The sequence below is a fragment of the Mesorhizobium sp. NZP2298 genome (genome assembly GCF_013170825.1).
In the GTDB taxonomy this organism is placed as follows: Bacteria; Pseudomonadota; Alphaproteobacteria; order Rhizobiales; family Rhizobiaceae; genus Mesorhizobium.
This window is the reverse complement of record NZ_CP033365.1, coordinates 1,015,124-1,032,204: the sequence shown is the minus strand read 5'-3', so window position 1 is coordinate 1,032,204 and position 17,081 is coordinate 1,015,124. Positions and strand designations below refer to the sequence as shown.

Genomic DNA, 17,081 nt, shown 5'->3' with positions numbered 1-17,081 from the left:
GTTAATTGGGCGACCCAAGCGCCTTGTCCAGTGCTTCCTTGACATCGGCCGGCCATGCCGCCGTCGGCGGCCAGGCGTCCGGCTCGGGCTTGTCCCCCCGACGGGCGAAGTAGAGCTTGTGCTTGGCCGGGTCGACCGCCATGAAGCCGTCATTGCCGCCACAGTCATGCGGCACGCAGCCGCTGGCATAGAATGCGCCTGAAGCGGTCTTTTCGGTGCCGCCGCCGACCAGCAGGCTGGTCGCCATGTCGGGCATGTCCTTGCCGAGCAGCTTTTCGGCTTCCTTGTAGACGGCCTCATTGTGGAAGGCATCGATGATGTTGTCGTATTTCGACGGGTCGATATCCTTCCAGTCGGTGCCGGGTTCGGGCATGTAGGTCAGATTGCCTGATGTCGTCAGCCCCGATGTCGGCGACCATTGCAAGGCCGGCTTCTCATCGCCCGGCAGCAGATAGGGCACGAAATAAATGGCGCTGTCGGAGATTGCCGCCGGTGGCGCGCCGCATTCGTCCTGTTCGACCGTCGTGGTCTGGATCTCGCCACCTTGCGGCTTCCACACGATCACCTTTGCCGGGCCGCATTGATTGCCGCCGTCGCCGACATCGACCAGCGCCACATTGACGTCGCCGATCTTCACGATCTTGTCGAAGAAGACATCGTAGTTGCTGGCCAACTGCTTGCCGTCATAGGCGAGCACCTTCTCGCCATCCTGCTCCGGCTGCGTGATGGTCAGTTGGCCGCCCTCGAACGGTATCGGCGCCTGGCTGTCATCGCCGGCGGGCGCCGCGTCGCTGGTGCTTGACGCTCCCGGGTCGGTCGGCTTCTGGGCTGCCGCGGGCGTCTGCTGCGCGGCGGGCGTCTGCGTCTGCGCAAAGCCGCCCATGGTGGGAAGCAGCAACAAGGCCAGCCCGCAAACGCCGGCAAGAAGCGAACGTGCCATGACTGTCCCTCCCCTCAGTCGATGCGAGCCCGGCCTGAAAGCGGCCGGATCGGGTGGTGCCGTTCAGGCCCAGGGGCGCTGCTCGGCGTTCCTCTTCTCGAACGAGGCGATGGCGCCGGCCTTCTCCATGGTCAGGCCGATGTCGTCGAGGCCGTTGAGCATGCAGTGCCGCTTGAAGTCGTCGAGGTCGAAGGTGACGACGCCGCCATCGGGGCCGCGGATTTCCTTGGCTTCGAGGTCGATCGACAGGGTTGCGTTGGAGCCGCGCGAGGCGTCATCCATCAGCTTCTCGAGATCCTCGGGGCTGACGGTGATCGGCAGCACGCCGTTCTTGAAGCAGTTGTTGTAGAAGATGTCGGCGAACGAGGTCGAGATGACGCAGCGTATGCCGAAATCGAGCAGCGCCCACGGCGCGTGCTCGCGGCTCGAACCGCAGCCGAAATTGTCGCCGGCGACCAGGATCTGCGCCTTGCGGTAGGCCGGCTTGTTGAGCACGAAATCCGGGTTTTCCGAACCGTCATCCTTGTAACGCATCTCGGCGAACAGGCCGGTGCCGAGCCCGGTGCGCTTGATCGTCTTCAGATAATCCTTCGGGATGATCATGTCGGTGTCGACATTGACGATCGGCATCGGAGCGGCGACGCCGGTGAGCTTGGTGAATTTTTCCATGGCTTTGGCCCGTGTTTTCGTTGCGGGGGATTTGCTGAAGCTCCGTTTACACAAAGCCGCGGGCAAATAAAAGCCAACTGTTCGTGCACGCCCGCGCAAGGGGTGATGCATGGCGCCCAGAAGTGGCTGCGGTTTTGCAAGGGCTGATATTTTTCCGCCGTGGCCGCATCCGGTTGCCAACGGGGCGAGATCTTGCCGCTTGACATGCAACCAAATGGTTGCATATTAAGGCCATGAGCATGGATGCAGTCTTTCGCGCGCTGGCCGACCCGACACGCCGGCAATTGCTGGACAGCCTCCACGCCAGGAACGGCCAGACGCTGAACGCGCTGTGCGCGGAGATGGACATGACGCGCCAGGCGGTGACCAAGCATCTGGCGATCCTGGAAGAAGCAAACCTCGTCACCACCATCCGCAAGGGGCGCGAGAAGGAGCATTACCTCAACCCGGTTCCGATCAACGAGATCGCCGAGCGCTGGATCGGCAAATTCGAGCGGGGGCAACTGACCGCCCTCAGCGACTTGAAAAGACGCCTCGAAAGGAAAGACTGATGAGCAACAGTTTCGTTTACGTAACTTACATCCGCACCACGGCCGAAAAGCTCTGGGAGGCCCTGACCGACCCGGAGTTCAACCGGCAGTTCTTCCTCTGCTCCTATCAGGAGAGCGAGTGGAAAGTGGGCTCCAGCTGGAAGCTGATCCTGCCTGACGGACGTGTCGCCGACAGCGGCGAGATCCTCGAGATCGACCCGCCGCGGCGCCTGGTCATCAAATGGCGCAATGAATGGATGCCCGAGGTCAGGGAAGACGGCTACACGCGCTGCACCTTCGCGATCGAGCAGGATGGCGAGCTGATGAAGCTTGCCGTGACCCATGAAGCCGACGGACCGCACAAACTGATCGGTAACGTCGCCAGGGGTTGGCCGCTGGTGCTGGCCAGCCTCAAGAGCCTGCTCGAGACCGGCAAGGGTTTTGAGCGCCCGCCATCGAAGGGATAAAAGGATCGTTTCGATACCGAACCAAATATCTTTGGAGGCATCCATGATGCATGTTCCCAGGATACAGAGCATGACCAATGGCGAGACGATCATGGCATCCGCCGAGATCGCGGCGCCGCCGGAACGCATCTTCACGGCGCTGGTCACGAGAGAAGTCGAGCGATGGTGGGGATCCGCCGATACCTACCGGATGGCCGACTGGTCGGCAGACCTTCGCGTCGGCGGCCTCTGGACGGTTGTCGTCCGGACCGCTGACGACAGGAGCCTGCCGGCCGGTGGCGAATTCCTCGAGATCGAAGCCCCGAGCCGGATCGTGCAGACGCGGGCCTATGCATGGGATCACCCGACGCTTGGCCGGCGGCAAACGACCGTCGCCTGGCTACTGCAGCCGATCGCCAGGGGCACGCGCCTCACCATCTGTCATGGCGGTTTTGCCGGGCTGACCGAAGCGGCGGTCGAACATACCGAGGGCTGGGGCCGGGTGCTGGCCTGGCTGCAGGCCTATGTCGAGGCTGGAAGACTGGCGGCGGCTTAGACGGCGGGTCGCCCCGCCTTGACCCGCACCTCATCTGGTCCACATCCCATGCATGGATAAGCAGGGATGTTTCATAGGTACGGCTGGCTGGGGCATTCCGACGCGCTACAAGGAAGACTTCCCGCAATCCGGGTCGCATCTCGAACGCTATGCCCAGCACTTTCCGATCGTCGAGATCGACACATCCTTTTACAAGCCGCATCGCCGCGAGACCTATGAACGCTGGGCAGGCTCCGTGCCGGAGCATTTCCGCTTTGCCGTCAAGACGCCGAAAGCGATGACACATGAAAATCGCCTCGTGGGCTGCGAGGCTTTTGCCGATGCCTTTCTTCAGCAGGTTGACGGTCTCGATGAAAAACTGAGCGTCCTTCTGGTGCAGCTGCCGCCGAGCTTGGCCTTCGAGCCGGACGTCGCCGACGGTTTCTTCGACATGCTGGGAAGGCGCAGTCGAGCCAGGCTGGCATGCGAGCCGCGCCACCCCAGCTGGTTTGAAGCAGAGGCGGAAGCGCTTCTGGCCGGCAGGCGGATCGCGCGTGTTGCCGCCGACCCGGCTCCGGTCCCGGCCGCGGCAGTGCCGGGTGGCTGGTCTGCCCTTGCCTATTTTCGCTGGCATGGCGTGCCGCGTGTCTACTATTCGGACTACGATGCCGAAAGCCTCGACCGCATCAGCCGGCAGGTGCAAGCAACGGCCGCATCGGGGGCGCAAGTCTGGGGAATTTTCGACAATACGGCTGCCGGACATGCTCTCGGCAACGCTCTCAGGGTTGATGCGGTGATACCCCGAACTTCGTCATTCTAGGGCGGAGCAAGGAGCGAAGCGACGCGGCGCAGGCCCTAGAATCCTTGCCCGCCTCGCTCAAATCACATTCAGTTCCCGGAAAGCCCGTCCCTCGGCCACCCGCTCATAGCCAAACGCCGAGCAATCGATCGTCCGATATCCGCCATGCACCAGGAACTCCGCAAGCGCCTTGCCCACCGCCGGCGCCTGCTGCAGGCCGTGGCCGGAAAAGCCGTTGGCGAAGAGGAAATTGCGAACCTCGGGATGCGGACCGATCACGGCGTTCTGATCCAGCGTGTTGTAGTCATAATGCCCGGCCCAGGCGCGGGTCGGCTTGATCGCCTCGAAGGCCGGAATGCGGGTCGCCAGCGCCGGCCAGATCACCTCTTCGAACAGCGGCCAGTCGACCTCGAAATCGGTGGGATCGGCCGGGCCGTCGCCCTCTTCCGGCTCGGCCCCGCCGGTGAGGTAGACCGAGCCTTCCGGGCGCACATAAATGCCGGAGGGATCGACCAGCAGCGGCATGTCGGCATATTTCTCGCGCGCCTCGAAGACGAAGACGTTGCGCTTGCGCGGCTCGACCGGCAGCGAAAGCTGGGCAAAAGCCGCGACCTTGCCGGCGTTCGGCCCGGCGGCGTTGACGACGATGCCGGCAGCAAGCGTCTGGCCATTGTCGAGGGAGACGCCGGTGACGCGGTTGCCGTCGCGCGCGACGGCGGTGACCGAAGCGCTGATGAAATCGATCTTCTTGTCACGCAGCGCCTTGCGGAACAGCATCAGCATGGCATGCGCGTCGAACCAGCCTTCGCCGGTCCGGCCATAGGCGCCGGCGGAAATACCTTCGGTCGACAGCCACGCGAAGCGCTGCGCCAGTTGCTCGGCGTCCTCGAGCACGATGTCGGCGCCCTCGGCCATCTGCGCCTCGTGATTGGCCTTGAGGATCGGCAGGCCATTCTCCCCGGCGAGGATGAGGTAGCCGCCCTCGCGAAATCCGATATCGGCGTCCGCGCCGAATTCTTCCTTCAGCCGCCGGAACAGTTTCAGCGTGAATTGCGACAGCCGGATGTTTTCCGGGATCGAGAATTGCTGGCGGATCGAGGCCAGGGACAGTGTCGTCGCGGCATGCGCGAATTGCGGATCGCGCTCGATCAGCGCGATCGAGCCGGAAAACCCTTCCTCGCGCAGGTAGTAGGCAATGGAGGACCCAACGATGGCTCCGCCGATGATGACGATGTCGTAGCGCATTTTTTCGGCTCCAGCTTCCAGAGCATGATCCCGAAAAGTGGGTACCGGTTTTCGGATAAGATCATGCTCAGCTTGATAAAGGCAGAATGATCTCGAAGCGCGTGCCGCGTTCGGAGTCAACCAGCCCGATCGAGCCATCATGCGCTTTCAGGAGGGCCAGCACGATGCCGAGGCCCATGCCGGTGCCGCCAGTATCGCGCCGCGTGGTGAAGAACGGCTCGAAGATGCGCGCCCGGTTGCTCGGCGAAATGCCGGCGCCGTCGTCGCCGACCAGCACCGTTGCCTTGCCGCCGGCACTTGCCGCCGTGATCGAAACCTGCGTCGCGCCGTGCCTGGCGGAATTGTCGATGAGATTGGCAAGCACGATTGCTCCGTTCTCGCCCGATATGCGCAGGGCCAGATCGCCGCCGGCCTCGACGCGAACCGCCAGCCTGCTGTCGACGGGCAGCAGCGCCAGCGCGGCATCGATCGAGGTGCTTTCGCCGCTGGGTGCGAGGTTTTCGGCTTTCGCCAGATCGAGGAGCCGGCGCACCAGCAGATTGAGCCGCCCGGCATCGGTGACGATATTGTCTGAGAAGCGCCGCCGCTCGGCATCGTCCATCGCGCTGCCGGAATCGCGCAGCAGTTCCGCCGCGCCCTGGATCGCCGTCAGCGGCGATTTGAGCTCGTGCGAGACATGGGTGGCGAAGGTCTGGATCGAGTCCGAGCGCGCCTGCAGCTTTTCGGCCATGTCGAGGAAGGCGGCGGAAAGCTCGGCCATCTCGTAGGTGCCGTGATGGTCGAGCGGCCGGATCGCGTCGCGCTCGCCGGCGGCGATACGCTGGGTGCGGTCGATCAGCGCATAGATCGGCCGGCTGACGGTGCGCAGGAAGACGAGGCCGATGAGCAGCGTGCCGCCGAGAATGGCAATCGCCGCCAAGGTCACCTTGCCGCGCTCGCCATAGAGATGTTTGACGATGTTGTTGGGCGTCCGCGACACGTAAACCACGCCGGCCACCTTGCCCTCGACGGCTACCGGCATGGCGACGAAGACACGCACCCTGGTGCCGCGGCTGACCGAATAGAGTGGCGGCGCCGGCTGGTCGGGGATGCGCAGCCGGAGCGCGCTGGCATAGCGGCCGGCAAGTGCTTCACGCACCTCCCGGACGTCGGCCAGCGACTGCCCGACCTCCTCGCGCCCGGCGATGACGATGCCCCTGGCGTCAAGCAGCCGGAAGCCGGCCAGCGTGGTTTTCTGCGTGGCGTCGAGAATGCCGGACAGGCGCGCACCGATCGCGGCGAAGGCGGGATCGGCGGTGGCTGGTATCGCCGCCGGCCGGGTCGGCAGCACGGTGTCGGAGGCGAGATCGAGGCGGGGCTCGATCGGCCGGTAGGGTCCGTCGGGGTTGACGCCTCGGCTTGCACTTCCGTCCGGCTGCGGGATCGGCGCGCCAAGCTTGTCCGGCGCAATGCCGGCGTCACGCACCTGCTGGGCATAGATGGCGGCGATGGCCGCCCCTTGCGCGATCAGCTCCGCCTCGGTCTGGCGGATCAGCTGGTTCTCGTAGAGGCGGAAGAAGAACAGGCCGACCAGCGGCAGCGCCATCACCAGGATCAGGATGGCGACGACGACCGTGGCGAGCCGTGGCCGCCATTTGCGGCCGATCCATTTGCTCGTCAGCCGCATCGGCCGAGCCGGAAGCCGACACCGTGCACGGTCTCGATGACCTCCTGGCAACCCGCCGCCGCCAGCTTGGCGCGGATGTTGCGGATATGGCTGTCGACTGTGCGGTCGGCGACATGGATCCTGCCGGCATAGGCATTGGCCATCACCGCATCGCGGTCGAGCACATGCGTGGGCCGCGCCAGAAACCCTCTCAGGATCGAGAACTCGATCCCCGTCAGGGCAAGCGGCTCACCGTTGAAGGCGGCCGCGTGGCTGGCCGGCGCCAGAGTGAGCTTGCCATGCGAAAACTGCCTGTCGTCGGCCGGTTCGGGCGCCGCCGGGCGGGCACGCCGCAGGATGACGTTGACACGAGCGACGAGCTCGCGCGGACTGAACGGCTTCGTCACATAGTCGTCGCCGCCCATTTCGAGACCGAGGATGCGGTCGATCTCTTCGTCTCGCGCCGACAGGAACAGCACCGGCACGTCGGATCGCTGCCTGAGCCGCCGGCAGACCTCCAGCCCGTCCATCTCGGGCATGCCGATATCGAGCACGATGAGGTCGGGCGGATGCCGTTCGACCGCCTGCAGGGCGGCGGCGCCATCGGAAACGGCTGAAGTCTTCATGCCGGCCTTTTCCAGCGCGAAGCAGATCACTTCGCGGATATGCGGATCATCGTCGGCGACGAGGATGTGATGCGGCATGGATCAGCGGCCCGTCCCGTACGGTTTGGTGGCATCAGGAACCACGAACGGCCCCCTGGTGTCGAGATATCGAAGCAGGCGCCAATCGCGAAAACTCCAGGCGCGCCAGTTTTCCTGAACGGTTCGGTACCAGCCTTCATCGACGGCACGCAGTCTCGCCAGTTCGAGTGTGGCGCCGGCTTCAGCCGTCCTGCCTTGATGATCGAAGAAGCGATCCAGCGCCGGAAACGCGCCCGGACCGAGCGAGCGCAGATACCAGGCGTCGAGGGGAATGCCCTGGCCGGTCATCTCGAAGGAATGGTCGACATTGTAGTTGGCGATCGTGGCCGCGAAGTTGATGAAGCAGCAGGCATAAAGCACCGCCGATAACGTCAGAAGATTGGCGGACAAGAGCCATTCATTGGATTTTCCAAGCGCGATGCGGGCGATGATCAGTGCAAGGCCCGCCGCCACCAGCCCCATCCAGACGAACGCGGCGATGCGCCAGTAGGTCAGCGCGTAGATGCCGACATAGAGGTCGAGCCGCAGGATCGACGAGATGACAAGCATGATGTTCTGCCCGACCCAGGCATAGACCAGCCGGCGGATGAGCGGATCCGCCGAGGTTTCGCTTCCGGGCCTGAGCGCCGCAAGGACAAAACCGGCGGCAAGCAGCGCCGTGACGATCAAGGGATAGGCGCCGCGATGGGCATAGGCGGCATAGCTCAGCCCGTCGGGAAGCGCGGCCCCGCCCCACAGATAGGTGGCGTCGAGCCCGGTCTGCAGCGCGAACAGGATGTTGAAGACGACAAGCGCGCGCAGGATGGCTGCCTTGCCGAACACGATGTCCTCGACGACATGCCTGTCCGGGACGGCCGCCGGTTGGGCATCGGCGGGGGGATGGTTCGGCCGAGGGATGCGCTGCCGGAACCGCGGCAGGCGTGGCCGCAGAAAAGCCCAGACGCCGGCGAGCACGAACAGCCAGAAGGCAATCCGCGTCAGCTGGATGAGATCGAGCAGCTTCACCAGGTCGATCAGCGACAGCCAGTAGTCGATGACCGGATTGGCGGCGCCGAACAGCGCCAGGAAGACAGCGCCCAGCGTCAGCGGCATTACCCAGACCGCGATCGCCGCCAGCCGGATGCGGCGCCCGCCGAACCGGCGCGCGGTCTTGCGCCAGCGGATGAAATCATTGGCGAACCGGAACGGTGCCGCCAGCAAAAACAGTGCGATCTGGCCGGCCATGCGGGCGATGCGGTATCGCAAGCGGCCGCTCAGCGAAAGCGCGAACACGACCAGGGCCGCAAGCGCGATCGCGGCCGACGGGGCGCTGACATTTTCAGCGAGCGGCAGCAACGCGACAAGCAAGGCGGAGGCCTTGAGCCAGACCCTGCCGTCGCTGAAGGCAGCGGGATGCACGGCCACGATCGCCGCGGCGATCAGGAGGGCGAACAGGAAAACCGTGATGCCGGCGGGCTGACCATAGAAGAGAAAATCCGCCAGCACGACCAGCAGGACGGCAATACCGAAGCGGCTGCAATAGCTCGGTGCCGCTGTGAGAAACGATGTCATGAACGGACCTTCCTGATCGCGACCGACCGCATGGCCGGCAAGCTCTTGCGGACAAAGGGAATGAGGATCGCCGCGGGATTCGCGCGCGGCGGATCGACCAGCCACCAGCCTTCGCTGCGCAGCCGGTAGGGCAGGGACCAACGGGGTTTTGCTCGCTTTTGCATGCCGCCCGTCTCGCAGGCCGGCAGGGAAACAGCAGGGCGGATCCGAGGAGCTTTTCCGCAGGCGTGTGCAGTTTTCGTGCAGGGCCTGTGCCAACTTCGACGACTGGCTCGTGTCAGGTACCGGTCGGACGCTTGCCTCGACCATCCACAGACGGCATAGATCGAGCATGACAACCGAACCCTACCGCCCGCGTCGCTCGGTGCTCTATGTCCCGGCCTCCAACGACAAGGCACTGGCCAAGATCGCGCAGCTTGCCTGTGATGCCGTCATCATCGACCTCGAGGATGCCGTCGCCCCGGCCGACAAGGTCGCCGCCCGCGAAAAGCTGGCTGGCATTTTCGACAATCGCCCGGTCGCCCTTGGCCGCCGCTGCGAGATGGTGGTGCGGGTCAATGCGCTGGCCAGCGAATGGGGCGCCGACGACCTGCTTGCCGCGGCAAAATTCGAGCCCGACGGCATCCTGTTGTCCAAGGTCGCCACACCGCGCGATATCCTTGAGGTCGGCGACGTGCTCGATGACAATTTTGCCCCCGACAGCGTGAAGCTGTGGGCGATGATCGAGACGCCCAAGGCCATGCTCAACATCGGCGCGATCGCCGAGCTTGGCCGCGATCCCGCCTCACGGCTGAATTGTTTCGTTGCCGGAACGAATGACCTTGCCAAGGACACCGGCGTGCTGGCGACGCCGGACCGGCGCTACCTCGTGCCGTGGCTGATGCAGATGGTGCTGGCCGCTCGCGCCGGCGGTCTCGACATGCTCGACGGCGTAGCCAACGATTTTCGCGATCTCGACGCCTTTGCCCGCGAGTGCGCGGAAGCGGCGGCCATGGGCTTCGACGGCAAGACCCTCATCCATCCGGCCCAGATCGACGCGGCGAACCGCGCCTTCGCGCCATCGCCGGCGGCGCTGACCGAGGCGCGCCTGGTGAAGGACGCGTTTGCCCTTGCCGAAAACAATGGCAAGGGCGTGATCGCGCTGAATGGCAGAATGGTCGAGCGGCTGCACCTGGCGCAGGCCGAAAAACTGCTGGCGAAGGCCGCCGCCATCGGCGCATGATCGCGGCCAAGTTCATTCACGACAGGACTTGAGAAAATGAAACTCTACCGCTTTCTGACCGGCCCGGACGACGCCAGCTTCTGCCACAAGGTGACGGCGGCGCTGAACAAGGGCTGGCACCTGTTCGGCTCGCCGACCTATGCCTATGACAAGAAAGCCAAGACCATGCGCTGCGGCCAGGCCGTGGTGAAGGACGTCGACGGCCAGGAATACGGGCCGGACACCAAGCTTAGTGATTGGTAGGGGCTTCCTCTCTTCGAGCTTATTCAGCCGCTTCCTCGATCCGCTCCATATCATCGTCCGACAGGCCGAAATGGTGGCCGATCTCGTGGATCAGCACATGGGTGACGATGTCGCCCAGCGTTTCCTCGTTTTCGGCCCAGTAGTCGAGCATGGCGCGTCGGTAGAGCGTGATGCGGTTCGGGCCTTCGCCGGTCTGCGGGTTCCAGCGCTCGGCGATGCCGCGTCCCTCGAACAGGCCGAGCAGGTCGAACGGCGTTTCCAGCGACAGGTCGTCCATGATTTCGTCGGTCGGGAACTCGGCGATCTGGATGACGATCTCGCCGGTCAGCTTGCGAAAGTCCTCCGGCAAATGGGCATAGGCCTCCAGCGCGAGGAACTCCAGCTCCTCCATCGAGGGCGCAAGTTCGCCATGCCAGGTGCGGGTTTTGTAGATGCGGGCCATGCTTTGTCCTTTGATCCCGGCATATAGGCTTTCGCACCGGTCGAGGCAAATAACAGGGCTGAGGCGCACGGGATGAGGAATAAATTCCTTGTGACTCTGCTTGACTCTTCAATCGCCCTCTGGAATCTATAGGAACATAACAGGAACAATTGTGAGTGGAAGCTGACCGTCATGGCGATGAGCGCCGTGGCGCGGGAGACTGTTTTTGCCCTGCGCCGCCAGATCGCGAAAATCGAGGGAACGCTGCCCGAGCGCCTGCAGGCGCCGGCCGCCGCGCCGCTTGATGCCGACGCCAGCGCCGATGTCACGTCCAGTGCCGATCTCACAATCGTTCGACGCGGCCTTGCCGCGGCCTTGCCGGATGCCTTCCTGCCCATCGGCGTCGAGCGCCTCGATGCCGCCCTGAGCGGCGGCCTGCCGAAAGCCGCCTTGAGCGAAATCCATGGCGGGCAAACCCGCGATGCCGGAGCCATCGCCGGCTTCGCTCTGTCGCTCACCAGCCTGATCCTGAAGCAGGCACACGGACTGCCGGTGCTGTGGATCGGTACATCGGAGATCTTTGGCGAGGCTGGCTTTCCCTATGCCAGGGGGCTGCATGCCTCATTCGGCATCGAGCCCCGGCAATTGCTGTTTTCCGAGGCGCCCAGGCTCGTCGATGCGCTGTGGGTCGCCGAGGAGGCCGCCCGGATGACGGCACTCGCCGCCGTCATCCTGGAAATTCGCGGCAACCCGCAGCGGCTGGACCTGACCGCGACGCGCCGGCTGCATGCAAGGGCGGCAAGCGCCGGCCGGCCGGTGTTCCTGCTGCGGCAGGCGGCCGAGCCCGAACCGACGGCGGCGCCCGTCCGCCTCATCGTCGCGTCGGCGCCGGCCGTGCCGCGCGCCACGATCGCCGGGCCGCTCGCCGGTTCGATCGGCCGCCCTGCCTTCACCATTACCATCGGCAAGAGCCGCACGGCCCTGCCAGGACAATTCACACTGGAGTGGAACCCCGATGAACGCGTATTCGACGAGAGATGGGGCGAAGAAAGACGAAGCGAGGAAAGACGGGCAGACCGGCCAAAGAATCCTGTCCCTGTGGTTTCCCTACCTCGCGGCCGAAAGGATCCTGCGGCAGCGTCTGGGGCGGTCCTGGCGTTCCCGGCCGTCGTCGGATCATCCGCCACTGGTGGTCAGCCACCGCCAGGGCAACGCGCAGCGCATCTCGGCCCTCGACGAGCGGGCTGAGGCGCTGCACCTGAAGCGCGACATGGGCATTGCCGATGCGCGCGCCATGCATCCCTCGATCGACATCGTCGAGGCCGATCCGGAAGCCGACCGCCGCCTGCTCGAAGGCCTTGCCGACTGGTGCGACCGCTACACCCCGCTGGTGGCGCTGGACGGGACGGACGGCCTGTTCCTCGACGTCACCGGCTGCACTCATCTGTTCGGTGGCGAACGCGCCATGCTGGACGACATACTGTCGCGCTTCTTCCATCAGGGGTTCGATGTCCGCGCCGGCCTTGCCCCGACGCCGGGGGCGGCCTGGGCGGCGGCACGCTTTTGCGGCGACCGCATCGTCGCCGGCGGCGAGGAGGAAGCACTGCTGGCGCCCTTGCCGCTCGCCGCATTGCGCATAGTGCCGGAAACCCGCGCCAGCCTGGAGAGCGTCGGCCTGCGCACGGCGGGCGCCGTCATGGCCGCACCGCGCGCACCGCTCGCCCGCCGCTTCGGCGCCGCCTTGCTGCTGCGCCTCGACCAGGCGCTTGGCCGCCTCGACGAGGCGGTCTCGCCGCGCCTTCCCGTCGCGCCGCTTTCGGTCGAGCGCCATCTCGCCGAGCCCGTCACGCTGACCGAGGACATCGAACGGCTGGTCGGCCTGCTGGCGACGACCTTGAAGACCGATCTCGAGCGCCGGGGCGAGGGCGCCAGGACGCTGGCGCTGCTGCTCTTCCGCGTCGACGGCGCGGTCAGCCGCATTGCGCTGGGCACCTCGCGGCCGATGCGCGATCCCCGGCTGATCCAGAAGCTGTTCCATGAAAGGCTGGCGGCACTCGAGCAAGGTATCGATGCCGGCTATGGCTTCGACCTGGTGCGGCTCTCCGTGCTGGCTGTCGCCGCTTTCGACATGGCGCAGGCCGACCTGACGGGCGAGGTGGCCGACGATGGCGCCGATATCGCGCTGTTCGCCGACCGCATCCGTGCCCGGCTCGGCGAGGGCGCGGTGCTGCAACCGGTCGCCGTGGAAAGCCATCTGCCGGAACGCGCCGTCGCCATCGTCCCTTTCACCGAGGCCCCGCGCCGGACCACGCCGCCGAAGAAGCCGGACAGGATGCAGGCGCCCAGAACCATCTTCCCACCGGAGCGGCCGATCCGGCTGTTCCGCGCGCCCGAACCCATCGAGGTGCCCGCTACCGAAATGCCGGAGGGGCCGCCGCTGCACTTCCGCTGGCGGCGCGCGCTCTACCGCGTCACCCGGGTCGAAGGTCCGGAACGCATCGCCGCCGAATGGTGGCGTGAGGCGTCAAGCGATCCGGCCACATCCACCCGTGACTATTTCCGCATCGAGGATGCCGACGGCCGCCGCTTCTGGCTCTACCGGCAAGGCCTTTATGGCAACCCGCAGGTGCCGCCGCGCTGGTTCATGCACGGGGTCTTCGCATGAATGCGCTGACCGTCATTCCCTATGCCGAGTTCGGCATCCAGTCGAATTTCTCCTTCCTGCGCGGCGCCTCCAAGCCGGAGGAACTGGTGGTCGCGGCCAAGCTCCTGGGATTCTCCGCGATCGGCCTTGCCGACCGCAACACGGTTGCCGGCGTGGTGCGCGCCTGGCAGCAGGCCAAGGTCGAAAAACTCTCCTATCACCCCGGCTGCCGGCTGGTTTTCGGCGACGGCACGCCGGACATTCTCGCCTATCCCCGGAACCGTGCGGGCTGGGGGCATCTGTGCCGCATGCTCACCCAGGCCAATCTGCGTGACGAGACCGAAAAGGGCGCCACGCTTCTCCAGCGCGGCGACCTCCTGGAATGGGGGGACCTGATGTCGCTGGCGGTCCTGCCCGATCTGGTAGCGGACGCGCAAGGCGGTCTTGCCCTGCTTCGCCAGCTCAAGGATCGCTTCGGCCAAGCCCTGCGGCTTGGCGTCTCGCCCTGTTATGCCGGCAATGACCGTTTCCGGATCGAGCAGGCGGCGGCGTTGGCAGAGAGTGCCGGCATCCCGCTGATGGCGACCAACGATGTCCTCTACCACACAGCCGAACGACGCCCGCTGCAGGACGTGCTGACCGCGATCCGCCTCAACACGGCCGTCGCCGAGGTCGGCCTTGAGCTCACCGCCAACGCCGAGCGTCACCTGAAGCCGCCGCTGGAGATGGCGCGTCTGTTCCGCAGGCACCCGCAAGCGCTGGCCGAGACGCTGCGTTTCGGGGAGGAGCTGACCTTCTCGCTCAGCGACCTCCAGTACAACTACCCCGACGAGCCGACGGAATCGGGCCTTGGCCCGCAGGCCGAGCTGGAAAGGCTGGCGCGAGAAGGCGCGGCCAAGCGCTTCCCGGGCGGTGTCCCCACCAGCGTCATAAAACGCATTCAGGAAGAGCTCGCTCTGATCGAGCGGCTGAATTACGCCCGCTATTTCCTGACCGTCTACGACATCATCAAATTCGCCCGCAGCCAGAATATCCTCTGCCAGGGCCGTGGATCTGCCGCCAATTCCATCATCTGCTTCTGTATCGGCATCACCGAGGTGGGGCCGGACAAGATCGATACGCTGTTCGAGCGTTTCATTTCCGAAGAAAGGAATGAACCGCCCGACATCGACGTCGACTTCGAGCATGAACGACGCGAAGAGGTGATGCAGTACATCTATACCAAATACAGCTCCAAGCGCACCGCGCTCGCGGCCGCCGTCATCAGCTATCGCGGCCGCTCGGCGCTGCGCGAGGTCTCCAAGGCGATGGGGCTGTCGGAGGATGTCAGGGCGTCATTATCCGGTTCGATCTGGGGCTGGTCGACCTCGGAGCTCGGCGAGAAGGAAGCTCGCGCCGGCGGCCTTGACCGAAGCGACCCCACGTCGCGGCATGTGATGGAACGCGCCAACGAGATCATGGGCTTTCCCCGTCACCTCTCCCAGCATGTCGGCGGCTTCGTCATCACCAGGGACCGCCTCGACGAGATCGTGCCCATCGTCAAGACGGCGATGGACCAGCGCAAGATGGTCGAATGGGACAAGGACGATCTCGACTCGGTGAAGATCCTCAAAGTGGATGTGCTGGCGCTCGGCATGCTGACCTGCCTGCAGCGCGCCTTCACTCTGCTTACGGAGCACTATCCAAAAGCCCGGGATCCCTACGGCCAACCCTATGTGCTGGCCACCTTGCCGCCGGAAGACAGGCGTGTCTACGACATGATCTGCCGCGCCGATACGCTCGGCGTCTTCCAGATCGAGTCTCGCGCGCAGATGTCGATGCTGCCAAGGCTCCAGCCGCGCGATTTCTATGACCTTGTCATCGAGGTGGCGATCGTTCGGCCCGGCCCTATCCAGGGCGACATGGTCCATCCCTATCTGCGCCGCCGGCAAGGTAAGGAGAAGGCCGAATATCAGAAGGCGGAATTGAAAGACATCCTCGGCAGGACGCTTGGCGTGCCGCTGTTTCAGGAACAGGCGATGAAGATCGCCATCGTCGCCGGCGGCTTCAAGCCGGGCGAAGCCGATGAACTGCGCCGCGCCATGGCCACTTTCAAGCGCACTGGCACCATCGGCAATTATCGCGACCGCATGATCAATGGCATGGTCGGCAAGGGCTACACCAAGGACTTCGCCGAGCGCTGCTTCAAGCAGATCGAAGGCTTTGGCGAATATGGCTTTCCCGAAAGCCATGCCGCCTCCTTCGCCTTGCTCGTCTATGCCTCGTGCTGGTTCAAGACCTTCTATCCCGACGTGTTCTGCGCCGCGATCCTGAATTCGCAGCCGATGGGATTCTACCAGCCGGCGCAATTGGTACGCGACGCGCGCGACCATGGCGTCGACATCCGCGAGGTCGACGTCAACTATTCCGTATGGGACTGTACCCTGGAAAAAGCGCCTTTCGATCCTGCCCGCATTCTGCCGCGTCATGCCGAGATGCGCGGTGTCATCGAGACAGATCATGCGCTGCGGCTTGGCTTCCGGCAGATCAAGGGTCTTTCAAAGGAACGCATGGAGGATTTCGCAAAGCGGCGCGGCTCAGGCTACGAAACCGTCCGGGATGTCTGGCTGCGCTCCGGCCTCGATGTCGACGAGATCGAGAGGCTGGCGCAGGCCGATGCCTTCCGTTCAATCGGCCTCGACCGCCGTGCCGCGCTGTGGGAGGTGCGCGCGCTGGGTGCCAGGAGTGCGGCCGAAAAGCTGCCGCTGTTCGACCAGCCGGCGCTGCGCCTGCGCGAACTCGAGCCCGAGACGAAGCTGCCGAAAATGCCGCTCGGCGAACACGTCATCCACGACTACCGCTCGCTCGGCCTGTCGCTGAAGGCACATCCCGTCGCCTTCCTGCGCGAACGGCTCGACCGCGCCGGCGTCACGCCCAATGCCAACCTGCCTTCCCAGCGCGACGGCAGGCGCGTCTCCGTTGCCGGCCTCGTGCTGGTGCGCCAGCGCCCCGGCAAGGGCAATGCGATCTTCCTGACGCTTGAGGACGACAAGGCCGTCGCCAACGTCATCTTCTGGGAGCGAACCTTTACCCGCTTCCGCCCCATCGTCATGGGTGCGCGGTTCGTGAAGGTCACCGGCAAATTGCAGTCGGAATCGGGTGTGGTCCATATCGTCGCCGAGAAGATCGAGGATCTGACGCCCTGGCTGACCGTGCTTCTGGAGAAGGTCAGTGGAGCCGGAGCGCCGGCCACGCGACACGCCTCCGAGGGAGGGCCGGGGCGCTCCAGCCAAACGGCGCCAGCTAGGCAGGACCTCGCAACACTGTCGGAAGAAGCGGAAAGGGTCATGCCCAAGGGACGGAATTTTCAGTAGCGTACGGCGCCGGCTTCGCCTCACCACCCACGGGCGGAGCAGGAGCGAAGCTCCGCCGCGGAGACCCGAGGACCCATGCCGCGACAGCGATCAAAGAGCGCCACGGTCCAGAATAGCGTCTCTACTCGTAGGAA

17 protein-coding genes are annotated in these 17,081 nt (G+C 65.0%); 9 read left to right on the top strand and 8 right to left on the bottom strand.

Annotated elements, in window-relative coordinates; all coding sequences use genetic code 11:
* Position 1 precedes the first annotated feature (1 nt).
* Both EB231_RS04905 and leuD read right to left on the bottom strand, forming a co-directional pair.
* Positions 2–940, bottom strand: coding sequence for a hypothetical protein (locus EB231_RS04905; protein WP_172347844.1), 939 nt, complete (start codon positions 938–940; stop codon positions 2–4).
* 63 nt (positions 941–1,003) lie between these two features.
* On the bottom strand, positions 1,004–1,609 hold the full coding sequence (gene leuD, locus EB231_RS04900; RefSeq protein ID WP_056574414.1) for a 3-isopropylmalate dehydratase small subunit: 606 nt from the start codon (positions 1,607–1,609) through the stop codon (positions 1,004–1,006).
* Between the two features lie 239 nt (positions 1,610–1,848).
* Here leuD and EB231_RS04895 point away from each other — a divergent pair, with 239 nt between their 5' ends.
* The 4 genes from EB231_RS04895 to EB231_RS04880 are packed head-to-tail and all read left to right on the top strand — an operon-like array spanning position 1,849 to position 3,940.
* The gene (locus EB231_RS04895; RefSeq protein ID WP_056576380.1) at positions 1,849–2,160 is read left to right on the top strand and encodes an ArsR/SmtB family transcription factor; all 312 of its coding nucleotides are present in this window, start codon (positions 1,849–1,851) and stop codon (positions 2,158–2,160) included.
* Positions 2,160–2,606 carry an SRPBCC family protein gene (locus EB231_RS04890; RefSeq protein WP_172347843.1) on the top strand — a complete coding sequence of 149 codons (447 nt, stop codon included), beginning with the start codon at positions 2,160–2,162 and terminating at the stop codon, positions 2,604–2,606. Before EB231_RS04895 ends, EB231_RS04890 begins: the two co-directional genes overlap by 1 nt.
* A gap of 43 nt (positions 2,607–2,649) precedes the next feature.
* Complete coding sequence (locus EB231_RS04885; protein ID WP_172347842.1) at positions 2,650–3,141, top strand: SRPBCC family protein; 492 nt, start codon at positions 2,650–2,652, stop codon at positions 3,139–3,141.
* A gap of 52 nt (positions 3,142–3,193) precedes the next feature.
* The gene (locus EB231_RS04880; RefSeq protein ID WP_172347841.1) at positions 3,194–3,940 is read left to right on the top strand and encodes a DUF72 domain-containing protein; all 747 of its coding nucleotides are present in this window, start codon (positions 3,194–3,196) and stop codon (positions 3,938–3,940) included.
* Between the two features lie 57 nt (positions 3,941–3,997).
* On the opposite strand, the gene EB231_RS04875 is transcribed toward EB231_RS04880, so the two are convergent.
* From EB231_RS04875 to EB231_RS04855, 5 genes are all read right to left on the bottom strand, one after another.
* Positions 3,998–5,164: an NAD(P)/FAD-dependent oxidoreductase gene (locus EB231_RS04875; protein ID WP_172347840.1), complete on the bottom strand. Its 1,167-nt coding sequence runs from the start codon at positions 5,162–5,164 to the stop codon at positions 3,998–4,000.
* Positions 5,165–5,231: 67 nt separating this feature from the next.
* On the bottom strand, positions 5,232–6,830 hold the full coding sequence (locus EB231_RS04870) for an ATP-binding protein (protein WP_172347839.1): 1,599 nt from the start codon (positions 6,828–6,830) through the stop codon (positions 5,232–5,234).
* Positions 6,821–7,513 (bottom strand): response regulator transcription factor, encoded by a 693-nt coding sequence (locus EB231_RS04865; protein ID WP_172347838.1) that lies wholly within the window; start codon positions 7,511–7,513, stop codon positions 6,821–6,823. Before EB231_RS04865 ends, EB231_RS04870 begins: the two co-directional genes overlap by 10 nt.
* Positions 7,514–7,516: 3 nt before the next feature.
* The gene (locus EB231_RS04860; protein WP_172347837.1) at positions 7,517–9,064 is read right to left on the bottom strand and encodes a DUF4153 domain-containing protein; all 1,548 of its coding nucleotides are present in this window, start codon (positions 9,062–9,064) and stop codon (positions 7,517–7,519) included.
* Positions 9,061–9,228: a hypothetical protein gene (locus EB231_RS04855; RefSeq protein ID WP_172347836.1), complete on the bottom strand. Its 168-nt coding sequence runs from the start codon at positions 9,226–9,228 to the stop codon at positions 9,061–9,063. The genes EB231_RS04860 and EB231_RS04855 overlap by 4 nt, the downstream gene beginning before the upstream one ends.
* A gap of 167 nt (positions 9,229–9,395) precedes the next feature.
* Between EB231_RS04855 and EB231_RS04850 the strand changes: the two genes are divergently transcribed.
* Both EB231_RS04850 and EB231_RS04845 read left to right on the top strand, forming a co-directional pair.
* Positions 9,396–10,286, top strand: coding sequence for an HpcH/HpaI aldolase/citrate lyase family protein (locus EB231_RS04850; RefSeq protein ID WP_172347835.1), 891 nt, complete (start codon positions 9,396–9,398; stop codon positions 10,284–10,286).
* A 36-nt stretch (positions 10,287–10,322) separates the two neighbouring features.
* Entirely contained in the window at positions 10,323–10,529 is a 207-nt protein-coding gene (locus EB231_RS04845; protein ID WP_027047555.1) for a DUF1737 domain-containing protein, read from the top strand.
* A 19-nt stretch (positions 10,530–10,548) separates the two neighbouring features.
* Here EB231_RS04845 and EB231_RS04840 read toward each other — a convergent pair whose 3' ends face one another.
* Positions 10,549–10,971: a metallopeptidase family protein gene (locus EB231_RS04840; RefSeq protein WP_027055474.1), complete on the bottom strand. Its 423-nt coding sequence runs from the start codon at positions 10,969–10,971 to the stop codon at positions 10,549–10,551.
* 171 nt (positions 10,972–11,142) lie between these two features.
* On the opposite strand from EB231_RS04840, the gene EB231_RS35065 reads away from it, so the two are divergent.
* The 3 genes from EB231_RS35065 to EB231_RS04830 are packed head-to-tail and all read left to right on the top strand — an operon-like array spanning position 11,143 to position 16,947.
* Positions 11,143–12,198: an ImuA family protein gene (locus EB231_RS35065; RefSeq protein ID WP_246740881.1), complete on the top strand. Its 1,056-nt coding sequence runs from the start codon at positions 11,143–11,145 to the stop codon at positions 12,196–12,198.
* Complete coding sequence (locus tag EB231_RS04835; RefSeq protein ID WP_246740880.1) at positions 12,140–13,615, top strand: DNA polymerase Y family protein; 1,476 nt, start codon at positions 12,140–12,142, stop codon at positions 13,613–13,615. Before EB231_RS35065 ends, EB231_RS04835 begins: the two co-directional genes overlap by 59 nt.
* The gene (locus EB231_RS04830) at positions 13,612–16,947 is read left to right on the top strand and encodes an error-prone DNA polymerase (protein WP_172347833.1); all 3,336 of its coding nucleotides are present in this window, start codon (positions 13,612–13,614) and stop codon (positions 16,945–16,947) included. Before EB231_RS04835 ends, EB231_RS04830 begins: the two co-directional genes overlap by 4 nt.
* The last annotated feature ends 134 nt before the right edge of the window (positions 16,948–17,081 follow it).